This is a genomic window from Solitalea canadensis DSM 3403 (assembly GCF_000242635.2).
In the GTDB taxonomy this organism is placed as follows: Bacteria; Bacteroidota; Bacteroidia; order Sphingobacteriales; family Sphingobacteriaceae; genus Solitalea; species Solitalea canadensis.
In genome coordinates, this window is record NC_017770.1 from 1,560,584 (window position 1) to 1,579,933 (window position 19,350).

Sequence of the window (19,350 nt, forward strand, 5' to 3'; positions counted from 1 at the left end):
GTAATCTCAAAATAATCAGTGTAATCCCCAAAAACTAATAATACCTCAAGCGAATAACACCTGAAATATGTTTAGCTAAGCGAATAACCTGACGAGTGTAACCGTACTCATTGTCATACCATACATAAAGAACAACCGATTTTCCATCTTTAGAAACGATGGTTGCAGGGCCGTCTACGATGGAAGCATGAGAATTGCCGATCATATCACTTGAAACTGATTCATCTGAAATAGAGAATTCAATTTGTTCTACTAATTCTCCGTGAAATGACTCATATTTCAAAGCATCGTTAATTTCGGCTTTGCTAACAGACTTCTCAAGAGTAAGATTAAGAATTGCCAACGAAACGTTAGGAGTTGGTACCCTAACTGCATTACCGGTTAACTTGCCAGCTAACTGCGGCAATACCTTTGCAACAGCTTTATCTGCTCCGGTTTCAGTGATAACCAAATTTAATGCAGCTGAACGTCCACGGCGAGATTTTTTATGATAGTTATCCAGTAAGTTCTGATCGTTAGTATAAGAGTGAACCGTTTCAATATGGCCCTTCTCAATACCAAATTTTTCACTTACGAGTTTCAATACCGGAACAATGGCATTAGTGGTACAGGAAGCTGCTGAAAAGATATTTTCCTGTCCGTTAAACTCCGCCTGGTTAACACCAAAAACAATGTTTGGAAGATCACCTTTTCCAGGTGCTGTTAGTAATACTTTATTGGTACCTTTAGCTTTCAGGTGTTTTCCTAAACCTTCACGGTCGCGAGCGATACCGGTATTATCGATGATTAAGGCATCATGAATATCATATTGCGTGTAATCAATTTCCGATGGATCTTTTGCCGCAATCATATTAATCGTTTGCCCGTTAATAATTAAGGCTTTATTTTCAAGATCTTCCACAATGGTTCCTGAAAAAGGACCGTGAACAGAATCGGAGCGTAACAATTCAGCACGTTTGATGATGTCTTCATCAGAATTGCTACGGGTAACAATTGCACGCAAGCGTAATTGTTCACCTTTTCCGGCTTGTAAAATCAACTCACGAGCGGCAATACGTCCGATACGGCCAAAACCATATAGCACTACATCCTTAGGTTTAAGATCGATTTTGTTTTTGCCGATGTGAGACGCAAGTTTTGCCTTAACAAAGCCACCCATGGTATCGAACCATTGCTTCTCTTCCAGCCATTCTTCAGCTAAACGACCCAAGTCGATTCTAGAAGGAGCCATCTCCACTTTTTCGATTTCTTTGGCTAACCCTAGTGTCTCGTCAATAGTGATAGGTTTTTGGGTAATTTCTTGTGCATACAAGTGACTTTTTAAAATTTCACTTGACCCCGTGTCGATAATGGGTTTACGGAAAATAACCAGCTCGATAGACTTATCGTACCATAGTTTTCCGACGATACTGCTAAGCTCGATTGCCTTTTTTTCTTTTTGAATCCAGGCGTTGAGCTCTGACTCATACTTATGCTTCATAATGCAAGGTAATATTGATTGATTGGTGCGTCAAAAATAAGAAAAGTCCTGATTGAACAATCAGGACTTTTCAATATAAATGCCAAATAATCTTTAACCTAAGTACGATTTCAAGATCTTGCTTCGTGATGTATGACGTAAACGTTGTAACGCCTTATCTTTAATTTGGCGAACACGCTCACGGGTCAAATTAAATTTCTCGCCAATCTCTTCTAACGAAAGAGGATGGTTTGAACCTAATCCAAAAAATAATACGATAATTTCACGTTCACGTTCAGTTAAGGTTGATAAAGCACGTTTAATTTCTTCTGAAAGAGACTCACTTATCAACATACTGTCGGTTGCAGCGGTATCGGTGTTCTCTAAAACGTCCAATAAGGTATTTTCTTCACCTTGAACGAAAGGAGCATCCATTGACACATGACGACCTGAGTTACTTAACGTATCCGAGATTTTATCCACGGTTGTTTCTAAGATATCGGCCAATTCTTCCGGAGAAGGCTCACGCTCGTATTCCTGTTCCAATTTTGAATATGCTTTGCTGATTTTGCTAAGCGAACCAACCTGGTTTAATGGCAAACGGACAATACGAGACTGCTCTGCAATAGCCTGCAGAATTGACTGACGAATCCACCATACGGCGTATGAAATGAATTTAAAACCCTTAGTTTCATCAAAACGTTTAGCCGCTTTAATAAGGCCTAAGTTACCTTCATTAATTAAATCGCCAAGAGTTAATCCCTGGTTTTGGTACTGCTTGGCAACAGACACCACAAAACGTAAGTTTGTTTTTGTTAGCCTTTCTAAGGCCGCTTGATCGCCTTCGCGAATTTTTTGGGCAAGTATTACCTCCTCTTCGGCGGTAATCAGATCAACTTTCCCGATCTCATGTAAATACTTGTCTAAAGATTGACTTTCACGGTTAGTGATAGATTGAGTGATCTTTAGTTGTCTCATTATGTGTCGTTAAGTGAATAAAAATGCTGATTTAGGCGTGGAAATCGCAATAAACAGTACATATCTTATACGACTGGGCGCAAAAAATGTTTTAAAAAAAGTTAAAAAAAATTAACGTAGAAGTTAAAGTCAGCAAACTTGATAAGGAATGTAAGAGTTGAGAGCGCATTTCCAATTTTTTGCAAAATGCTAAAATTATAGGTAAAAATCAAATATTTTTCAAATTATTTGGGGTTTGACAGAATTATAGTTGGTTTGGTTAATTTTTTATGATATAAAAAATGGTGAAAAATCTCGCTTAAACTCGGTTTTTAAGCCACTTTTGTATCAAAAATGATATAAATCATAAATGAAAAATATGCTCATTTAAAGATAAAGGCAAAGATAGTATTTAATTTTTAAGAAATAAATTTAATTATTCTTTTACTAAAGTTTTTTTGATGAAAGTGTTTTCGAGCTGTTTTTTTATGAAAAAGTAACAACCCGAAAACTATTTTCTTTATACTTCAGAAAGCATAAAAATATCTTTTACCCGAACACCTTTTTCTGTTTGCTGAAGTGTGCAGCATTCATTTACCGGATCATGCTCAAAGAATAAAATATAATCTTTTTCCGCAGCTTCATTTAAAAATGCTTTTTTTTCTTTTATTGTTTCCAATGGACGAGTATCATAACCCATTACATAAGGAATAGGCAAGTGTCCGGTGGATGGAAGTAAATCTGCACAAAAAACGATTGTTTTCCCTTTGTAACTTAGTTGAGGAAGCATCATCGCATCTGTATGTCCGTACATAAATCGTATGCTGAAATCTTTAATTAACTCCACTCCATCTGTATGTTCAATAAACTTCAGTTGTCCGCTTTCCTGGATTGGCAATATGTTTTCTTTTAAGAAAGAAGCTTTTTCACGATCGTTCGGGTATACGGCCCATTTCCAATGATCTTCATTGCTCCAAAAGGTTGCATTCTTAAAAGCTGGGATCAATTGGTCTCCATTTCGTTCAATAGCTCCGCCACAATGATCAAAATGAAGGTGAGTAAGAAAAACATCTGTAATATCATCTCTATGGAATCCAAGCGATTTTAAAGAAGAATCAAGCGTATCGTTTCCATGAAGATAGTAATGACTGAAGAACTTATCATCTTGTTTGTTTCCAATACCTGTGTCGACTAAAATTAGTCGATTTCCATCTTCAATTAATAAGGAACGCATTGCCCAGGTACAAAGGTTGTTTTCGTCGGCAGGATTGGTTCGTTGCCATATTGTTTTAGGAACCACACCAAACATTGCCCCGCCATCTAGTTTGAATAGTCCTGTATTGATAGTGTGTAATTTCATGTGGCTAAAGTAGGAGTTTAGGTTATTAGTTCATAGTTGATAGTTCTGAGTCCATAGTCCATAGTCGATGGTCCATAGTTGATAGATGGTTAATAGTTCATGGTTCATGGATCGTGGATCATGGTTTGGGTCCATAGTCCATTCATAGTTCATAGTTTTAAGTCGATAGTCTAGAGTGCCTACATAAAAGAAATAGGTTTTCACTTGTGAAAACCTATTTCTTCAATTTTATAAGAGACTATGGTCTATGGACCATGGACCATGGTCTAATTCTATGATCCGTGAACTATGATCTATGAACCAACAACGATCTATGAACCAGCAACATCTACAAATGAATCACTTCACCGTATGCATCAGCGGTGGCTTCCATTACGGCTTCGCTCATGGTAGGGTGAGGGTGAACTGCTTTTAATAATTCAAGTCCTGTGGTTTCTAATTTACGGGCAACAACCGCTTCTGCGATCATTTCAGTAACGTTGGTACCGATCATGTGGCAACCTAAGAATTCGCCATATTTAGCATCGAAGATTACTTTTACGAAACCGTCTTTAGCTCCTGCAGCACTTGCTTTACCAGAGGCAGAGAATGGGAATTTACCCACTTTGATTTCGTAACCGGCTTCTTTTGCTGCTTTTTCGGTTAAACCAACTGAAGCAATTTCAGGTGTACAGTAAGTACAGCCAGGGATATTACCATAGTTTAATGCTTCAGGATGATGACCTGCGATTTTTTCCACACAGATAATACCTTCTGCTGAAGCAACGTGTGCTAAAGCTTGACCAGGTACGATATCACCGATCGCATAAACTCCAGGTACATTAGTACGATAGAAATCATCAACAACAACACGTCCTTTATCAGTTTTTACACCAACTTCTTCCAGACCAATGTTCTCAATATTTGGAGTGATACCAACAGCAGAAAGAACAACTTCAGCCTCTAATACTTGCATGCCGGTAGCAGTTTTAACATTTACCTTGCAGATATCGCCTGATTTATCAACCGACTCAACAGAAGCATTTGTCATGATGTTGATTCCAGCTTTTTTGAAGCTACGCTCTAATCCTTTAGAGACATCTTCATCCTCAACAGGAACTATATTTGGTAAAAACTCAACAACAGTAACTTTAGTGCCAATTGAGTTATAGAAATAAGCAAATTCAACTCCAATTGCACCAGAACCAACCACTACTAATGATTTAGGTTGTTTCTCTAAATTCATCGCCTGACGGTAGCCAATGATTTTCTTACCATCCTGAGGAAGGTTAGGCAATTCGCGAGAACGTGCACCTGTAGCTAAAATGGTATGTTTAGCAGTGTATTCGGTGATTTTACCATCAGCCGATTTTACTTCTACTTTACCGCCTTTTTTAATTTTACCCCAACCGGTAATTACATCGATCTTGTTCTTTTTCATCAAGAACTGAATGCCTTTGCTCATACCATCAGCTACTCCACGACTACGTTTTATAATTGCAGAGAAATCAGCTTCGTGACCATTAACTTTTACGCCATAATCAGCAGCATGCTCAATATATTCAAATACCTGAGCGCTTTTTAATAAAGCTTTAGTAGGAATACAACCCCAGTTTAAGCAGATACCTCCGAGATTTTCAGATTCAACCACTGCAGTTTTTAAGCCTAATTGCGACGCTCTGATGGCAGTTACATAACCGCCTGGACCGCTACCGATTACAATTACATCGTAATTCATAGTTTATACAGAATTTATATGAATGTGTTTGTTTATTAGTAATTCCTTAAATAGGAAACCATACCGCATAATAACATTAATAGTTAAAAGCGGTTTTTTTAAGGCAGTGCAAATGTAATAAATGATTCAATATTTCAGCTAAACATTACATTTTGAAGTACTATGCATGCATTATTAACAACTGTGAAAAACTCAATGTTAATTTAACTAAAATTTAACACGCATTAATTATGAACATGTTATAATCCTTTCTACTTTTGCGCCCGAGAGAAGTAATGTTATTCATTTAAAAAATCTTTATGGGTTATCCTCTACAAAGCAAACTGCTAAAGGGAAGCATTTTAACAGCCATTTTCCTTTTAGTTTTCATTTTCAATTCATTTGCACAATCAGTAATTAAAGGGAAAGTTATTGATGATGCAACAAACGAGCCTCTTCCGGGCGTTACAATTTCAGTTAAAGGTTCTAACAAAGGAACAGCTACCAACATCGATGGATCTTTTACTTTAAAAGTGGCTTCGGGTACTCACACAATTGGTACCTCTTATGTTAGCTACACTCCTCAGGAATTTGATGTAACAATCGGTGACGGTGAGACAAAAGACTTGGGTGTTATTAAATTAGCTACCAACGCCATCTCAATGAAAGAGATCGTTGTTTCTTCAAACGTTGCGATCGACCGTAAAACTCCTGTAGCTGTATCCACAATCAAGGCTGAAGAAATTCAGAACAAAATCGGTAACAATGAGTTTCCTGAAGTACTGCGTTCAACTCCTTCTACTTATGTAACTAAAGGTGGTGGGGGATTTGGTGATTCTCGTATCAATGTGCGTGGTTTTTCTCAAGAAAACATGGCCGTTATGGTTAATGGTGTTCCTGTAAACGATATGGAGAATAGCCTTGTTTACTGGTCTAACTGGGCCGGTTTAAGTGATGTTGCAAGCAATGTTCAGTTACAACGTGGTTTAGGTGCTACCAAATTATCTGTTAGTGCTATTGGTGGTACAATGAACGTTGTTACCAAAGCTACTGAAATGAAAAAAGGCGGTTCTGTGGGTACTTCATTTGGTAATGATGGTTATATGAAATATAATCTATCATTATCTACGGGTAAACTTAAAAACGGATTAGCGTTCTCTTTTTTAGGTGCTTACACTCAAGGGGATGGGTATGTTGATGGAACTTCATTTACCGGATGGAACTATTTCGGTTCTATGGCATGGGAAATCAATAAAAAACATACTTTATCATTATCAGTAACTGGTGCCCCTCAACAACATAATCAACGTCCACGTTCTAATGATTATTCTACAAAAGCAATTTCTGTTCAGGACCCGGCTTTTCCAAACGATCCTAAAAAGAAAATCACAATTGATACACCAAGTCCTCAGTCAGTTGAGGCAATGGGTATTAAATATAATCAGAGCTGGGGTAAACGTAATGGTGAAGAATTCACAATTGCCAATAACTTTTACCACAAACCAATTGCATTTTTAAATCATTACTGGACTATCAGTCCTAAATTTGACCTTTCAACTGTAGCTTATGTTTCTGTTGGACGCGGTGGTGGAACTGGTGATTTAGGTGGTGGCATTAATAAAACACCTTTTTACAACTTGCAACGTACTGATGATCATTTAGTGCGTTTTGATGATATTTTCTCATATAACCAGGGTACTGTAGTAGATGGTTTCGCAGGTAACAAAACCTTAACTCCATGGGTTGCCACTGCCGATAATGGTGGAGCAAATTATGCGGGTAAACAAGTTGCTTCTTCTGCTGACGGTTTAATTCGTCGTGCATCAATGAATGAGCATAACTGGTGGGGTTTTGTATCTAATTTAACTTATAAAGCAAGCACTGACTTTACCATTAATGGTGGTGTTGATTATCGTAACTATAAAGGTTTACATTACCGTAGTTTAGATAACTCATTAGGTGCGGATTATTGGTACGAAACTAAAGACGCTAATAATAAAAACAAATATGTTGCCGCTGGCGATAAAAACACTGCAATTGACTATAATAACAATGGTTATGTAGAGCAAATTGGTGGTTTTGCTTCAGTAGAGTATTCAGTAGAAAAACTTTCTGCATTTGTTACCGGAGCTGCATCAAATACTTCATACGAACGTGAAGATTTATTCCTTGCGGTTGGTGACCCAAATCGTATGACTCCTGCTAAAAATTATTTTGGTTATACTGCTAAAGGAGGTGCAAACTACCGTGTTAACGACGTGCATAATGTATTTGTTAACGTAGGTACTTTCTCACGTGCGCCGTTCTTTAATACAGTGTTTGCTGCTAACTCTAATAAACCAATTGATATCCTTGATATTAAGAATGAGAAAATTTACGCAGTTGAATTAGGATACGGTTTCCGTTCTAAATACATCAGTGCCAATGTTAACTTCTATAATACCCAATGGGATAATAAAACCATTGCAAAGACAAATCCAAACCTAACAGTTGCTGGAGTTTCTTACGGATTATCAAAAACTGTAACTACTGGTTTAAAAGCATTACACCAGGGTGTTGAGATCGACTTCTTTAGCAAACCTCTTGAAAAACTTGAGATCTCAGGTATGATTTCATTAGGTAATTGGGAATGGAAAAGTAATGGTGTATCGAACACTTATGATCAGAACAATAATATTGTTCCAACTATGGGTAATGTTATTGTTTATGTGGATAATGTTAAAGTTGGTGATGCTGCTCAAACTACAGGTTCATTAGGTGCTTCTTACGAAGTTATCAAAGGTTTAAAATTTAGAGTTGATGGATACTATGCTGATAATCTGTATGCGGCATTTGCTCCAAGTGACAGAAATAAGGTAACTGATATTGGACGTCAGGCTTGGAAACTACCATCTTATTTCTTAGCAGGAACAGGTTTATCATATTCAACTAAAATAAGTCACACTGCAGTTACTTTCCGTGGTCAGGTAGATAATATCTTTGATAAAGTATATATCGCTGAATCATATACTGATACTCCTTTCACTAACAGACAAGGTAGTTTTGAAATTGGTACAGGAGGTTCTTCTTCTAACCAAGTGAATATGGGCTTTGGCCGTACCTTCTCATTAGGTATGCAAGTTAAGTTCTAGTAAATTATTAATACATAAAATATTTGAAGCGCCACCGGATTTCCGGTGGCGCTTTTGCGTTTTAAGTAGGTGGTTTTTAACAAGAGGTTCACAAAAAGCATAACATTTTGTTAATGTATTTTTCTTAAATTCAAGTAAATGATTTGATAATAAAACAGTTATAGCTTAAATAATTACGCTCTCTATTATGAAAAAGTTTTTACTGTATGCTTCTTTAAAAGGGATAGTATGGGTCATGCTATCCCTTATTTTTTTACCACCTTCTGTAATGGCCCAGGTTACAACAGCTTCTATAAATGGCCGTATTACCGATGATCAGGGGCCAATGCCTGGGGTAACTGTTATAGCTGTTCACAAGCCCACCGGAACAAAATATGCCACCGGAACACGTGAAGACGGGCGCTTTAATTTTCCAAATATTAAGGTTGGTGGGCCCTATACCATTTCAACAACATTTGTTGGCTATAGGGACGAAAGCGTAACTGGAATAAATCTCGCACTCGGACAAAACTATACAGTCAATTTTAAGCTTGAAACTTCTTCTACTGAATTGGAGGAGGTGGTAATCAGTGGTAAACAAGATAAAACTTTTAATTCTTCTCGTACGGGTGCATCGACCAGTATTTCTAAAGAACAATTGGAGGATCTTCCAAGCTTAAATCGATCATTTCAGGACTTTACCCGACTTAGCCCGCAATCGGCTAAAGGGATGAATTTTGCCGGAAGAAATTCTTTATTTAATTCGTTAACTATTGACGGATCTGTATTTAATAATCCTTATGGATTAACCGATTTGCCGGGTGGACAAACCAATGCACAACCAATCAGTTTGGATGCCTTAGATCAGGTGCAGGTTAATTTGGCGCCATACGATGTTCGCTTAGGTGGTTTTACCGGAGCTGGAATTAATGCAGTAACCAAAAGTGGGACAAATGAGGTATCGGTTTCTGTGTATGTTTTTCGTAAAAGCGATAAACTAACCGGCGCAAGAGTAGGGGATGTAACCGTTCCTAATCAAGAGTTTGCTTTTTTACAATCGGGAGCATGGGTTGGAGGTGCTATTGTTCCTAATAAACTTTTCTTTTTTCTAAATGGTGAGCTTGAGCGTCAGAAATCTCCTGGTTCAACTTATTTTGCCAATCGGGGAACTCCTGGAGACGGAGTTTCGAGAGTTTCGGCATCCGACCTTGATCTGGTGAAGTCTACGCTTATGAATAATTTTGGCTATGACCCTGGGGTATATGAGCTTTATACTAATGAACAAAACAATGACAAGTTTACTGTCAAATTAGATTGGAACATCAACGACAAAAACAAACTCAGTGTTCGTTATAATTACCTGAAATCATTCAGGGATATTAATACAAGTGGTTCTAATGCACGGGGTACTTCTCCGCAACGCGGACCGACGGCTACTTCGTTGCCATTTTCAAATATGCGTTACCGACAATATAATAACATTAACTCGGTAGTGTTAGAGTTAAATAGCAGATTTGGCTCTAAAGCGTCAAACAACCTGACTATCGGTTATACAGCTTTTCGAGATTACCGAAATATCTTTGGAGATCCTTTTCCGGTAGTTGATATTGAGGATGGAAACGGAGCTAATTATATTTCATTAGGGGCTGAACCTTTTACCGGTTTAAATAAACTGAATCAGGACATTTACCAGTTTTCAGACAATTTTACCTATTACATGGGTAAACACACACTTACGTTCGGGACTGCCAACGAGTTTTATAAATTTTCGAATGGGTTCGCCCAGTTTTTCTATGGTCAGTTTAGGTATGCAAATATGACTGATTTTGTAAATGCCATGAACGGAACAGGTGGAAATCCCCTATTATATCAATTAACTTATTCAGCAGTTGCAGGGAATCCTACACCAACAGCCGACTTAAAATCAGTTAATTTGTCTTTTTACGCACAAGATGAATTTCAGATCAAAAACAACTTTAAGCTAACTTATGGCATCAGGGTTGATATTCCGTTTTATCCAACTGATCTACCCTCAAATAATGTAGTAACTGAACTAACATTTAGAAACGGAGAAAAATTAAATACTTCGACCTTGCCTAAAACCCAAGTGTTATGGTCGCCACGGGTAGGATTTAATTGGGATGTAAGGGAAGATCAATCACTGCAAGTAAGGGGAGGAACGGGTATTTTTACCGGAAAAATTCCTTTTGTATGGGCCGTAAATCAGGCTGGAAATAATGGTTTGTTGTTCGGACAAGAATTTTCGAATAACCCGGCTAATCGTCCTTTCAACCCGGACGTTACAGCTTATATTCCGGCAAATCCGTCTACACCATCAACATTTGCAATCAATGTAAATAGTCCAGACTTAAAAATGCCGCAAGTTTGGCGTTCTAATTTGGCAGCAGATATTCGATTACCCAAGGATCTTGTGTTAACCCTTGAAGGAATTTATACAAAAGACATTAATGCAGTTTATCATCGTGATGCCAATCTTGTAAACGCGACAGGAAAACTTGCAGGTGTAGATAATCGGGATCAGTTTCCCGGAGGAAATGCCAATAGGATTAATGCACAGATTACCAATGCGATTGTATTGGATAATACTTCAGAAGGCTGGTCTTATGCATTAAGTGTCCAACTTCAAAGAACTTTTAAATTTGGACTCGACTTTATGCTGGCCTATACTTATTCACAGGCAAAAGATGTAACCTCTAGTCCAGGATCACAGGCAGCTTCGGCCTATAATGGTAACCAAGTGGTCAACGATCCTAATAACCCGGTTTTATCCTATACCAGTTTTATGCTTGAACATAAAGTGGTAGGATCATTAAGCTATAACTTCAAGATATTTAAAATTGCTCCGACAACACTTTCATTGATTTACGAAGGTGCAGCTTATGCCGATCAGTTCAATAATACCCGGATTTCCTATGCTTATTCAGGTAATGTGAACAGAGATGGAAGTACTGGAAGTAATGACCTTATGTTCATTCCACGCGATCAAAATGATATAATTTTGATAACCGAAAATGCCACAGACACCAGAACTCCAGAGCAAATTTGGGATCAACTAAATGCATACATTACGCAAGATGAATATTTAAACAGTAGGAGAGGTCAGTATGCAGAACGTAATGGAGGTAAATATCCATGGGCCAATCGTTTTGATTTGCGCTTCACTCAGCAGATTTTTACTGAATGGGAAGCTCCCAAAAGTCGTTTTGAATTTACACTGGATATCATCAATATCGGAAACCTGATTAGTCGCGATTGGGGTGTAACCAAAATAATTAATACCGCTACACCAGTAGTTTTGCGTGACTTTAGCGGACCTAACGGCCAACCAAGGTTCACCTTTCCCTCTAGGCTTGCAGGAACTTCAACCTTTAGTAATAACACTTTCACAGATTCACGGTGGAGAATGCAGCTAGGGTTCAGGTATACGTTTAATTAACTATTAGCTTTTAGCTGTTAGTTCATAGTCCAGAGTCTGGAATTATGTTAAGTGGCAAAAGCAACCAGTCGTTTTGCCTAAAGCTATCAGTCATTTAGTACAAGCTAAACACAAGACTTAAGACTCTGGACTTTGGACTTAAGACTAATAGCTAACCGCTAAAGGCTAACAGCCAATAGCTAAACTGGAATATTTATTGTAATACTTTGAAATGTAGATTATTAGTGTTAATTTCTCATAACAAAAAACGGAGGTAAACATGAACATAGTTCAAAAAGCTGAGCATTGGGGTGATACCCATCATACCGTTTGGCTCGATGTAATCAGAATTGTATTAGGTATATTCATTTTTGTAAAAGGTGTAACTTTTGTAGGTAATATACAACCATTGCAAGAGCTAATGAGTACGCGGTTTCATTATGTTCCCGTGTTTATTGTTCACTATATAGCATTTGCACACCTGGTAGGTGGTATTTTAATCGCTTGCGGGTTATTAACACGTGTTGCCATTGCTTTTCAGTTACCGGTTTTATTCGGAGCTGTTTTTTTTGTCAATATGGCTCAAGGCTTTGATGCATTAAACTCTGAGCTTTGGTTGTCCATTATTGTTTTGTGTTTATTGATATTCTTCTTTGTATACGGATCAGGTCCTTTATCTGTAGATGAATACATGAAAAAGCACATTAAATTACCCGAAGACTATTAAATACTTATAAAGATAATTTAAAGTAAGCTGCCCGAAAAATCGAGGCAGCTTTTTTGTTTTATAGCAAAATCAAAATATTGTATTCAATTAATGTAACAATTTAATCATAAGTTCAATCAACATTTTTTATTCTCTTAATTTTCACCTTTAGAAATTAATCTTTATATGAAGTTTAAAAAAGTTTTACTTATTGCTTTAGCCATTATCGGGTTTACGAATGCGGTTAAGGCTGATGAAGGAATGTGGCTTCCAATGCTGATCAATAAGAATTATGATCAGATGAAACGTCAGGGTTTCAAATTAACGCCACAAGATATCTATGATATTAACAAAGGTAGCTTAAAAGATGCTATCGTTTGGTTTGGTGGTTTTTGTACTGGTGAAATCGTATCAGAAAAAGGATTAGTATTAACCAATCACCACTGCGGATACGATGTAATTGCCTCAAAAAGTACTCCACAGGATAATATTCTTGATAATGGTTTCTGGGCAAAAAATACAGCTGAAGAAAAACCTGCTGAAGGGTTATTTGTATCTATCCTGGTTCGTATGGAAGATGTAACTGCTCAGGTAAATGCTGCAACAAAAGGCCTGGAAGGCGCTGAAAAAGCGGCTAAATATGCTGAAATAAGTAAAGAGATTGTTGCTAAAGCTACATCAGGAACAGGTTACGAAGCATTTGTTCGTGATATGTTTAAAGGCAACCAATACTTCGTTTTTGTAACGGAGAAATATTCAGATATTCGTTTGGTTGGAACTCCTCCTCAATCAGTAGGTAAATATGGTGGCGACACCGATAACTGGATCTGGCCACGTCATACCGGCGATTTCTCTATGTTCCGTATTTACGCTGGTAAAGACAATAAGCCAGCTGCTTATGCCAAAGATAATGTTCCATTTACTCCTAAACGTTCATTAGCAGTTTCTTTAAAAGGTGTTAAGGAAGGTGACTTTAGTATGGTATTCGGTTATCCGGGACGTACTAACCGTTATGAAAACTCTTATGGGATTAAATTGGCAGTAGAAAAAGTAAATCCTGCAATTGTTAAACTTCGTGATATCCGTTTGAAATCATGGAAAGAGCAGATGGAGAAAAGCGACAGCGTACGTTTATTATTATCATCTGAGTATGCAAACATTGCCAACTACTGGAAGTACTTTATTGGTCAAACAGAGCAGTTGAAACACTTAAAAGTTTATGACTATAAAAAAGGTGAAGAAGCTAAGTTCCAGTCGTGGTCAGCAAGTAAGCCTGAGTATTCATCTATTTTAGCTGATTATGGAAAAGCATATGACGCTTATACTCCATACGCATTATATCCGATTTATTTATCGCAAGGTATTTTTGGAGCTACCGCAGTTTCATTTGCACGCTCATTTATGCCAGTTGAAGCAGGCTTAAAAGCAGGGAAAGTAGATGCTGTTGCGCCAATGAAAGAGCATGCAGAAGAATTCTTTAAATCATTCAATTTACCTTCAGATAAAAAGATTTTAGCAGGAACCTTATTGGCATTCTATAATGATATTCCTAAAGATCAGCATCCGGCTTTAATTGGTGAAATTTTAGCTAAATACGGCGCCGACGATCCTGAAGCTGCATTCAAAAAATACAGTGATGATGTGTATGCAAATTCTATGTTTGCTTCTAAAGCTAAAACAGAAGCATTTTTGGCTGCTCCAGAATTAGGTAAATTACAAAATGATCCTGCATATCAATATGTAACTGCATTTATTTCGAACTACCGTGAGAAATTTATGAAAAATGTGGATGCATTTAATGCTACTAATGGTGCTTTGGGTCAGAAGTATGTTAAAGGCATAATGGAGATGAACCCAGGTAAATTAATGTACCCTGACGCCAATTCTACTATGCGTTTAACTTATGGTAACATTAAGGCTTATGCACCAAAGGACGCTGTTAAATACGATTATGAAACTACAATCGACGGAGTAATTGAAAAATATGTTCCTAAAGATTCGGAGTTTGATTTACCAGCTAATTATTTAGAGCTGTATAAGAAAAAAGATTTTGGACAGTATGCCAACGAAAAAGGACAATTAATTGTAGGCTTTATCAGTAATAATGATATTACCGGTGGTAACTCAGGAAGTCCGGTGTTAAACGGCAACGGAGAACTTATTGGTTTAGCATTTGATGGTAACTGGGAAGCTATGTCTGGAGATATTGTTTTTGACCAAAAATATAAGCGTACCATTTGTGCAGACATTCGTTACGTGTTATGGTGTGTGGATAAATTAGGTAATGCTCCGCACATTGTAAAAGAAATGAAAATTGTTAAATAATTTCTTAAAAAGAAATTAAAAAAAGGCCTCAAAATTGAGGCCTTTTTTATTGACTAAACTTCAAGAATTAACGAAAATTTCTTAACTTATATTCAATAAAATAGTATACAATCTTACTTATTTGTTCATATTAATTTTAGCTCTCTTATCATGAAAACGCTTAAACTTACTCTACTTTTAGCATTATGTCCTGTAATGCTGTATGCACAAAATTATATGTATAAAAAGGCTGCTCCTGTAAAAATAGGAATAATGGGAGGGTATAATCTATCTCGAATTACCAATAGTCAGGATAACTATACAATTGAGAATTATTCGGGATATTCGTTTGGGGCGTCTGCACTTTGGCAAAATTGGGAACAACTTGGCTTAAGAGGGGATCTGGTATTTTCACGACAGGGTTATGGATATAATGAAAATGGAACAAAAGCTGGTTATCTAATTAGTAGCTATGCATATTTAAGTCCTGCGGCTAATTTTAAACCAGTTCCATGGGGAAGCTTTTTTGCAGGGATACAAATGGGCATGTTAATTAAAGCCAACTGTGGCTGCGGAAATACCGATTATCAATCGACCATTACACAGCATTTTAACCGATTTGATTACGGACTTAATGCAGGTATTGAGTTTACTCCCAAAGCGATTGCTGATGGCTTTATTATGGGGTTAAAGTATTATATGGGATTGAGTGATATTGTCAAAAGTAATAACACACAAAATGAGGAGGGTGTTCCCATTTTATTACCAAATTTCTCAACGCGCAATTCAGTTATGAATTTTTACCTGGGATATCGGTTTTGATAATTATGGGTTTCGGGTTTCGGGTTGCGTGTTACGGGTTACGAGTTTTGAGTTTCGAGTTCTGGATGAAGGATAAAAAAGTAGGGGTTACAAGAATTTGTCTTGTAACCCCTTTTTATCCTAATTTGATAATTAACAAATATTATTCCGAGTACTCTATCCCATAACTCACAACCCGTAACCCATAATCCGTAACTCGTAACCCGCAACTCGTAATCAGTAACTCGAAACCCGCAATTAATTACTCATAAATAAACTCGCCAAATTCTGAGCGAATGGTGACTTTTTTACTTTCTGAGGACTCAACTCGTCCTACAATTTGAGCATCAATATTGAATTCTTTACTAATGGCAATAATATCGGCTGCGATTTCTTCTGGAACGTATAATTCCATACGATGACCCATGTTAAATACTTTGTACATTTCTTTCCAATCAGTACCAGACTGCTCGTGGATTAATTTGAACAAAGGAGGAACAGGGAATAAGTTATCTTTAATTACATGTACATTATCGATAAAGTGCAATACTTTAGTTTGTGCACCACCGCTGCAATGCACCATGCCGTTGATTTGTTTGCGATACTTTTCTAAAATGCGTTTGATTACCGGAGCATAGGTACGAGTTGGTGATAACACCAATTTACCCGCATCAATTTTATCGAAACCCTCAACCTCAACTTTATCCGTCAGATTTTTTTGCCCTGAGAATACTAAATCAAAAGGAACAGCGTGATCATAGCTTTCAGGGAATTTTTCGGCAATGGCTTTATTAAAAACATCATGACGGGCAGATGTTAAACCATTACTACCCATACCGCCATTATACTCAGTTTCGTAAGTGGTTTTACCGTAAGAAGCCAGACCTACAATAACATCACCTGCTGTAATGCGATCATTTGAAATCACATCTTCACGCTTCATACGGCAAGTAACCGTTGAATCCACAATGATTGTCCTTACTAAATCCCCAACATCGGCAGTTTCACCTCCTGTAGAATAAATACTGATGCCGTGCTCACGTAATTCAGCCAAAATTTCTTCTGTTCCGTTAATGATTGCAGCAATAACTTCACCTGGAATAAGGTTTTTATTTCTTCCAATAGTAGAAGATAATAGAATATTATCCACTGCACCAACACAAAGAAGGTCGTCAAGATTCATGATAATAGCATCCTGTGCAATACCTTTCCACACACTAATGTCTCCCGTTTCTTTCCAGTAAACATAAGCCAATGAAGATTTTGTCCCTGCTCCATCAGCATGCATAATGTTGCAGTATTCGTCGTCACCCCCGAGCATATCAGGGATAATTTTACAGAAAGCTTTTGGGAAAATTCCTTTGTCAATATTTTGAATAGCGGCGTGAACATCTTCCTTTGAAGCTGATACACCTCTTAAGTTATAGCGGGCATCTGTTTGCATGCACAAAGATAGAATTTTTTGATCAAGAGTGATTTCATTTAGCTAAATGTGGATTTTTGAATTCCTTAAACTCAAAATATGACTGATCGTTCATTCATTAATTTTTATTCTTTGAACCTCAATGTATTATGCATGCATTGCATTGTAAAAGTTTTGTAATATATAGCTAAAACAGGAATTTAGGGACTTTGATTAATAATAAGCCATTTATTATTAGTATTTTAAAGCAAATCAAATCAATTTAGGAATGAAGAAAATTTTACTATCGACCCTGTTACTGGGAGCCATGTGTACAGGGGCTTATGCACAAAACGGAGATGTAGTACCTAAAGAGGGTAGAGGTTGGTATATTAAAGGCGGGGCAAGTTATTTCTTTAGTATTACCCCTGGTGAGTATCCAAATGTAGGAGAGTACCAACCATATTCAACAAAAGGTAATTTAGTTAATCCAGCAACAGGCGCTCGTGATACAACCTATATGAAAAACCTAACGGGCTCTTTTGGGGAAGGAGTTCGCGGTGGTATTTCAGGTGGTTATATGTTTAATAAGACCTTCGGTATTGAGGTCGATGTGAACTACTTTAAAAGCATTAAAAACTTAATGTCTGCAGATCAGGTTTCTGCTGGGGGTAATGTTATAGCCTCACGCACATCAAATGGTTATGTACAGGCATTAACTATTGCTCCGAGCTTGGTATTCGCGCTTCCTATTGAAGGGAAATTTAAACCATACACTCGTTTTGGCTTTGTAGTTCCGGTTTGGGGTAGATTAATGATTGAATCAAGCGGGGTTAAACCAGGCAAGATTTTAGATCCAACAAGCCCTCTCTATCTACAGGATATTAGAACTGAAGTTACTAGAACTGAAAAAATCAACCCTAAACCAACCGTTGGTTTCCAAGGTGCTTTAGGTTTCAACTATGCTATTATGCCTAAGTTTGGTATTTATGCAGAAGCTGAATACCGTAACATTCCGGTGGGTAGTAAAGACAAAGAAATTACTGAGTATTCGCAGGTAACCAAATTGGCTGCAAATGGTACAGTGATTCAAACAAAAGGGCTGAGTGACTTAAAAACTGCAGAGCGTTATACTAACTATCAGACAGAATTAGGTCCAACATCTAATAACCATATCACCAATAAAACAAGCTTTGATAATAATAAACCAATGGATGATAATAAATCATATATCAACATTGGCGGATTGGGAATTAGCGTTGGTGTTAAATACAATTTCTAAAAACAGCAATCGTGTCAATATAGAAATGCCTCCGGAATCCCGGAGGCTTTCTTTTTTCAATACGTTTTATACATTTTATAGTCATGATTACTACTTTTATCTATAAAATTCGATAGAAAATACGCTAAGATATGACCGTTAAAGAAATCCTTTCCCAGCTTGAAGCACTAAGTAATGAAAAGGTGCGTGCTCACAATGTTAAATATGGTGCCGGAGATAATCAGTTTGGGGTGAAGATGGGAGACATCAGAACATTGGCCAATAAAATTAAAATCAACCATCCATTAGCTTTAGCACTTTGGGATACCGGAAATATTGAAGCAAGATTATTGGCAACACTTATTATCAAACCAACCGATCTGACCAATGATGTTATTGAGCAAATGGTAAAGTCTGAAAGATTTTCGCAGGTTGCAGATTGGTTATATTCTTATGTAATTAAAAATTATCCTGATAAGGAGACGTTACGACAAAAATGGATGTCGACAGATGATATAATGGCTGCACGTGCCGGTTGGAGTCTTACCAGTGGGCGGGTGGCAAGAAATCCGGATGGGCTTGACCTTTCTTCATTATTAGATCGTATTGAAAAAGAAATGCCACTTGCAGCACCTGAAGTACAATGGACAATGAACTCGACGCTGGCAACTATTGGGATTAATTTCCCAGAACATCGCAAGCGGGCAATAGAAATTGGAGAACGGTTAGGTGTTTATCGGGATTACCCTGTTTCAAAGGGATGTACATCTCCTTTTGCACCTATTTGGATTAATGAAATGGTCGGCAGGCAAGAAAAAAGCAAGAAATAAGCTTACCTGTTGATGCGATATCAGCAGG

The 19,350-nt window shown here is 37.3% G+C and carries 13 protein-coding genes; 7 read left to right on the plus strand and 6 right to left on the minus strand.

What is annotated here, in order from left to right; all coding sequences use genetic code 11:
- Positions 1 to 34 precede the first annotated feature (34 nt).
- From SOLCA_RS06355 to lpdA, 5 genes are all read right to left on the minus strand, one after another.
- Complete coding sequence (locus SOLCA_RS06355; RefSeq protein ID WP_014679622.1) at positions 35 to 1,480, minus strand: glyceraldehyde-3-phosphate dehydrogenase; 1,446 nt, start codon at positions 1,478 to 1,480, stop codon at positions 35 to 37.
- 93 nt (positions 1,481 to 1,573) lie between these two features.
- Positions 1,574 to 2,437 (minus strand): sigma-70 family RNA polymerase sigma factor, encoded by an 864-nt coding sequence (locus tag SOLCA_RS06360; protein WP_014679623.1) that lies wholly within the window; start codon positions 2,435 to 2,437, stop codon positions 1,574 to 1,576.
- A gap of 499 nt (positions 2,438 to 2,936) precedes the next feature.
- Positions 2,937 to 3,776: an MBL fold metallo-hydrolase gene (locus SOLCA_RS06365; RefSeq protein ID WP_014679624.1), complete on the minus strand. Its 840-nt coding sequence runs from the start codon at positions 3,774 to 3,776 to the stop codon at positions 2,937 to 2,939.
- Between the two features lie 30 nt (positions 3,777 to 3,806).
- Positions 3,807 to 3,929 carry a hypothetical protein gene (locus SOLCA_RS23745; RefSeq protein WP_281048052.1) on the minus strand — a complete coding sequence of 41 codons (123 nt, stop codon included), beginning with the start codon at positions 3,927 to 3,929 and terminating at the stop codon, positions 3,807 to 3,809.
- 175 nt (positions 3,930 to 4,104) lie between these two features.
- A complete protein-coding gene (lpdA, locus tag SOLCA_RS06370) occupies positions 4,105 to 5,493 on the minus strand; it encodes a dihydrolipoyl dehydrogenase (protein ID WP_014679625.1) in 1,389 nt (462 codons plus the stop codon).
- A gap of 299 nt (positions 5,494 to 5,792) precedes the next feature.
- On the opposite strand from lpdA, the gene SOLCA_RS06375 reads away from it, so the two are divergent.
- From SOLCA_RS06375 to SOLCA_RS06395, 5 genes are all read left to right on the plus strand, one after another.
- On the plus strand, positions 5,793 to 8,603 hold the full coding sequence (locus SOLCA_RS06375) for a TonB-dependent receptor (RefSeq protein WP_014679626.1): 2,811 nt from the start codon (positions 5,793 to 5,795) through the stop codon (positions 8,601 to 8,603).
- Positions 8,604 to 8,790: 187 nt separating this feature from the next.
- Positions 8,791 to 12,039 carry a TonB-dependent receptor gene (locus SOLCA_RS06380; RefSeq protein WP_014679627.1) on the plus strand — a complete coding sequence of 1,083 codons (3,249 nt, stop codon included), beginning with the start codon at positions 8,791 to 8,793 and terminating at the stop codon, positions 12,037 to 12,039.
- Between the two features lie 259 nt (positions 12,040 to 12,298).
- Positions 12,299 to 12,745, plus strand: coding sequence for a DoxX family protein (locus SOLCA_RS06385; RefSeq protein WP_014679628.1), 447 nt, complete (start codon positions 12,299 to 12,301; stop codon positions 12,743 to 12,745).
- 165 nt (positions 12,746 to 12,910) lie between these two features.
- Positions 12,911 to 15,049 carry a S46 family peptidase gene (locus tag SOLCA_RS06390; RefSeq protein WP_014679629.1) on the plus strand — a complete coding sequence of 713 codons (2,139 nt, stop codon included), beginning with the start codon at positions 12,911 to 12,913 and terminating at the stop codon, positions 15,047 to 15,049.
- Between the two features lie 150 nt (positions 15,050 to 15,199).
- Complete coding sequence (locus SOLCA_RS06395) at positions 15,200 to 15,850, plus strand: outer membrane beta-barrel protein (protein ID WP_014679630.1); 651 nt, start codon at positions 15,200 to 15,202, stop codon at positions 15,848 to 15,850.
- 241 nt (positions 15,851 to 16,091) lie between these two features.
- On the opposite strand, the gene SOLCA_RS06400 is transcribed toward SOLCA_RS06395, so the two are convergent.
- Positions 16,092 to 17,273 (minus strand): AIR synthase related protein, encoded by a 1,182-nt coding sequence (locus tag SOLCA_RS06400; protein WP_014679631.1) that lies wholly within the window; start codon positions 17,271 to 17,273, stop codon positions 16,092 to 16,094.
- 247 nt (positions 17,274 to 17,520) lie between these two features.
- On the opposite strand from SOLCA_RS06400, the gene SOLCA_RS06405 reads away from it, so the two are divergent.
- Both SOLCA_RS06405 and SOLCA_RS06410 read left to right on the plus strand, forming a co-directional pair.
- Entirely contained in the window at positions 17,521 to 18,513 is a 993-nt protein-coding gene (locus SOLCA_RS06405) for an outer membrane beta-barrel protein (RefSeq protein ID WP_014679632.1), read from the plus strand.
- Positions 18,514 to 18,644: 131 nt separating this feature from the next.
- On the plus strand, positions 18,645 to 19,322 hold the full coding sequence (locus SOLCA_RS06410) for a DNA alkylation repair protein (RefSeq protein ID WP_014679633.1): 678 nt from the start codon (positions 18,645 to 18,647) through the stop codon (positions 19,320 to 19,322).
- The last annotated feature ends 28 nt before the right edge of the window (positions 19,323 to 19,350 follow it).

What these genes read in the sequence shown, in the direction of transcription:
- SOLCA_RS06395 (WP_014679630.1), top strand. Translation starts at nt 15,200, where the DNA reads ATGAAAACGCTTAAACTTACTCTACTTTTAGCATTATGTCCTGTAATG.
- SOLCA_RS06405 (WP_014679632.1), top strand. Translation starts at nt 17,521, where the DNA reads ATGAAGAAAATTTTACTATCGACCCTGTTACTGGGAGCCATGTGTACA.
- SOLCA_RS06360 (WP_014679623.1), bottom strand. Translation starts at nt 2,437, where the DNA reads ATGAGACAACTAAAGATCACTCAATCTATCACTAACCGTGAAAGTCAA.
- SOLCA_RS06355 (WP_014679622.1), bottom strand. Translation starts at nt 1,480, where the DNA reads ATGAAGCATAAGTATGAGTCAGAGCTCAACGCCTGGATTCAAAAAGAA.
- lpdA (WP_014679625.1), bottom strand. Translation starts at nt 5,493, where the DNA reads ATGAATTACGATGTAATTGTAATCGGTAGCGGTCCAGGCGGTTATGTA.
- SOLCA_RS23745 (WP_281048052.1), bottom strand. Translation starts at nt 3,929, where the DNA reads ATGAACTATGAATGGACTATGGACCCAAACCATGATCCACGATCCATG.
- SOLCA_RS06365 (WP_014679624.1), bottom strand. Translation starts at nt 3,776, where the DNA reads ATGAAATTACACACTATCAATACAGGACTATTCAAACTAGATGGCGGG.
- SOLCA_RS06410 (WP_014679633.1), top strand. Translation starts at nt 18,645, where the DNA reads ATGACCGTTAAAGAAATCCTTTCCCAGCTTGAAGCACTAAGTAATGAA.
- SOLCA_RS06390 (WP_014679629.1), top strand. Translation starts at nt 12,911, where the DNA reads ATGAAGTTTAAAAAAGTTTTACTTATTGCTTTAGCCATTATCGGGTTT.
- SOLCA_RS06375 (WP_014679626.1), top strand. Translation starts at nt 5,793, where the DNA reads ATGGGTTATCCTCTACAAAGCAAACTGCTAAAGGGAAGCATTTTAACA.
- SOLCA_RS06380 (WP_014679627.1), top strand. Translation starts at nt 8,791, where the DNA reads ATGAAAAAGTTTTTACTGTATGCTTCTTTAAAAGGGATAGTATGGGTC.
- SOLCA_RS06385 (WP_014679628.1), top strand. Translation starts at nt 12,299, where the DNA reads ATGAACATAGTTCAAAAAGCTGAGCATTGGGGTGATACCCATCATACC.
- SOLCA_RS06400 (WP_014679631.1), bottom strand. Translation starts at nt 17,273, where the DNA reads ATGCAAACAGATGCCCGCTATAACTTAAGAGGTGTATCAGCTTCAAAG.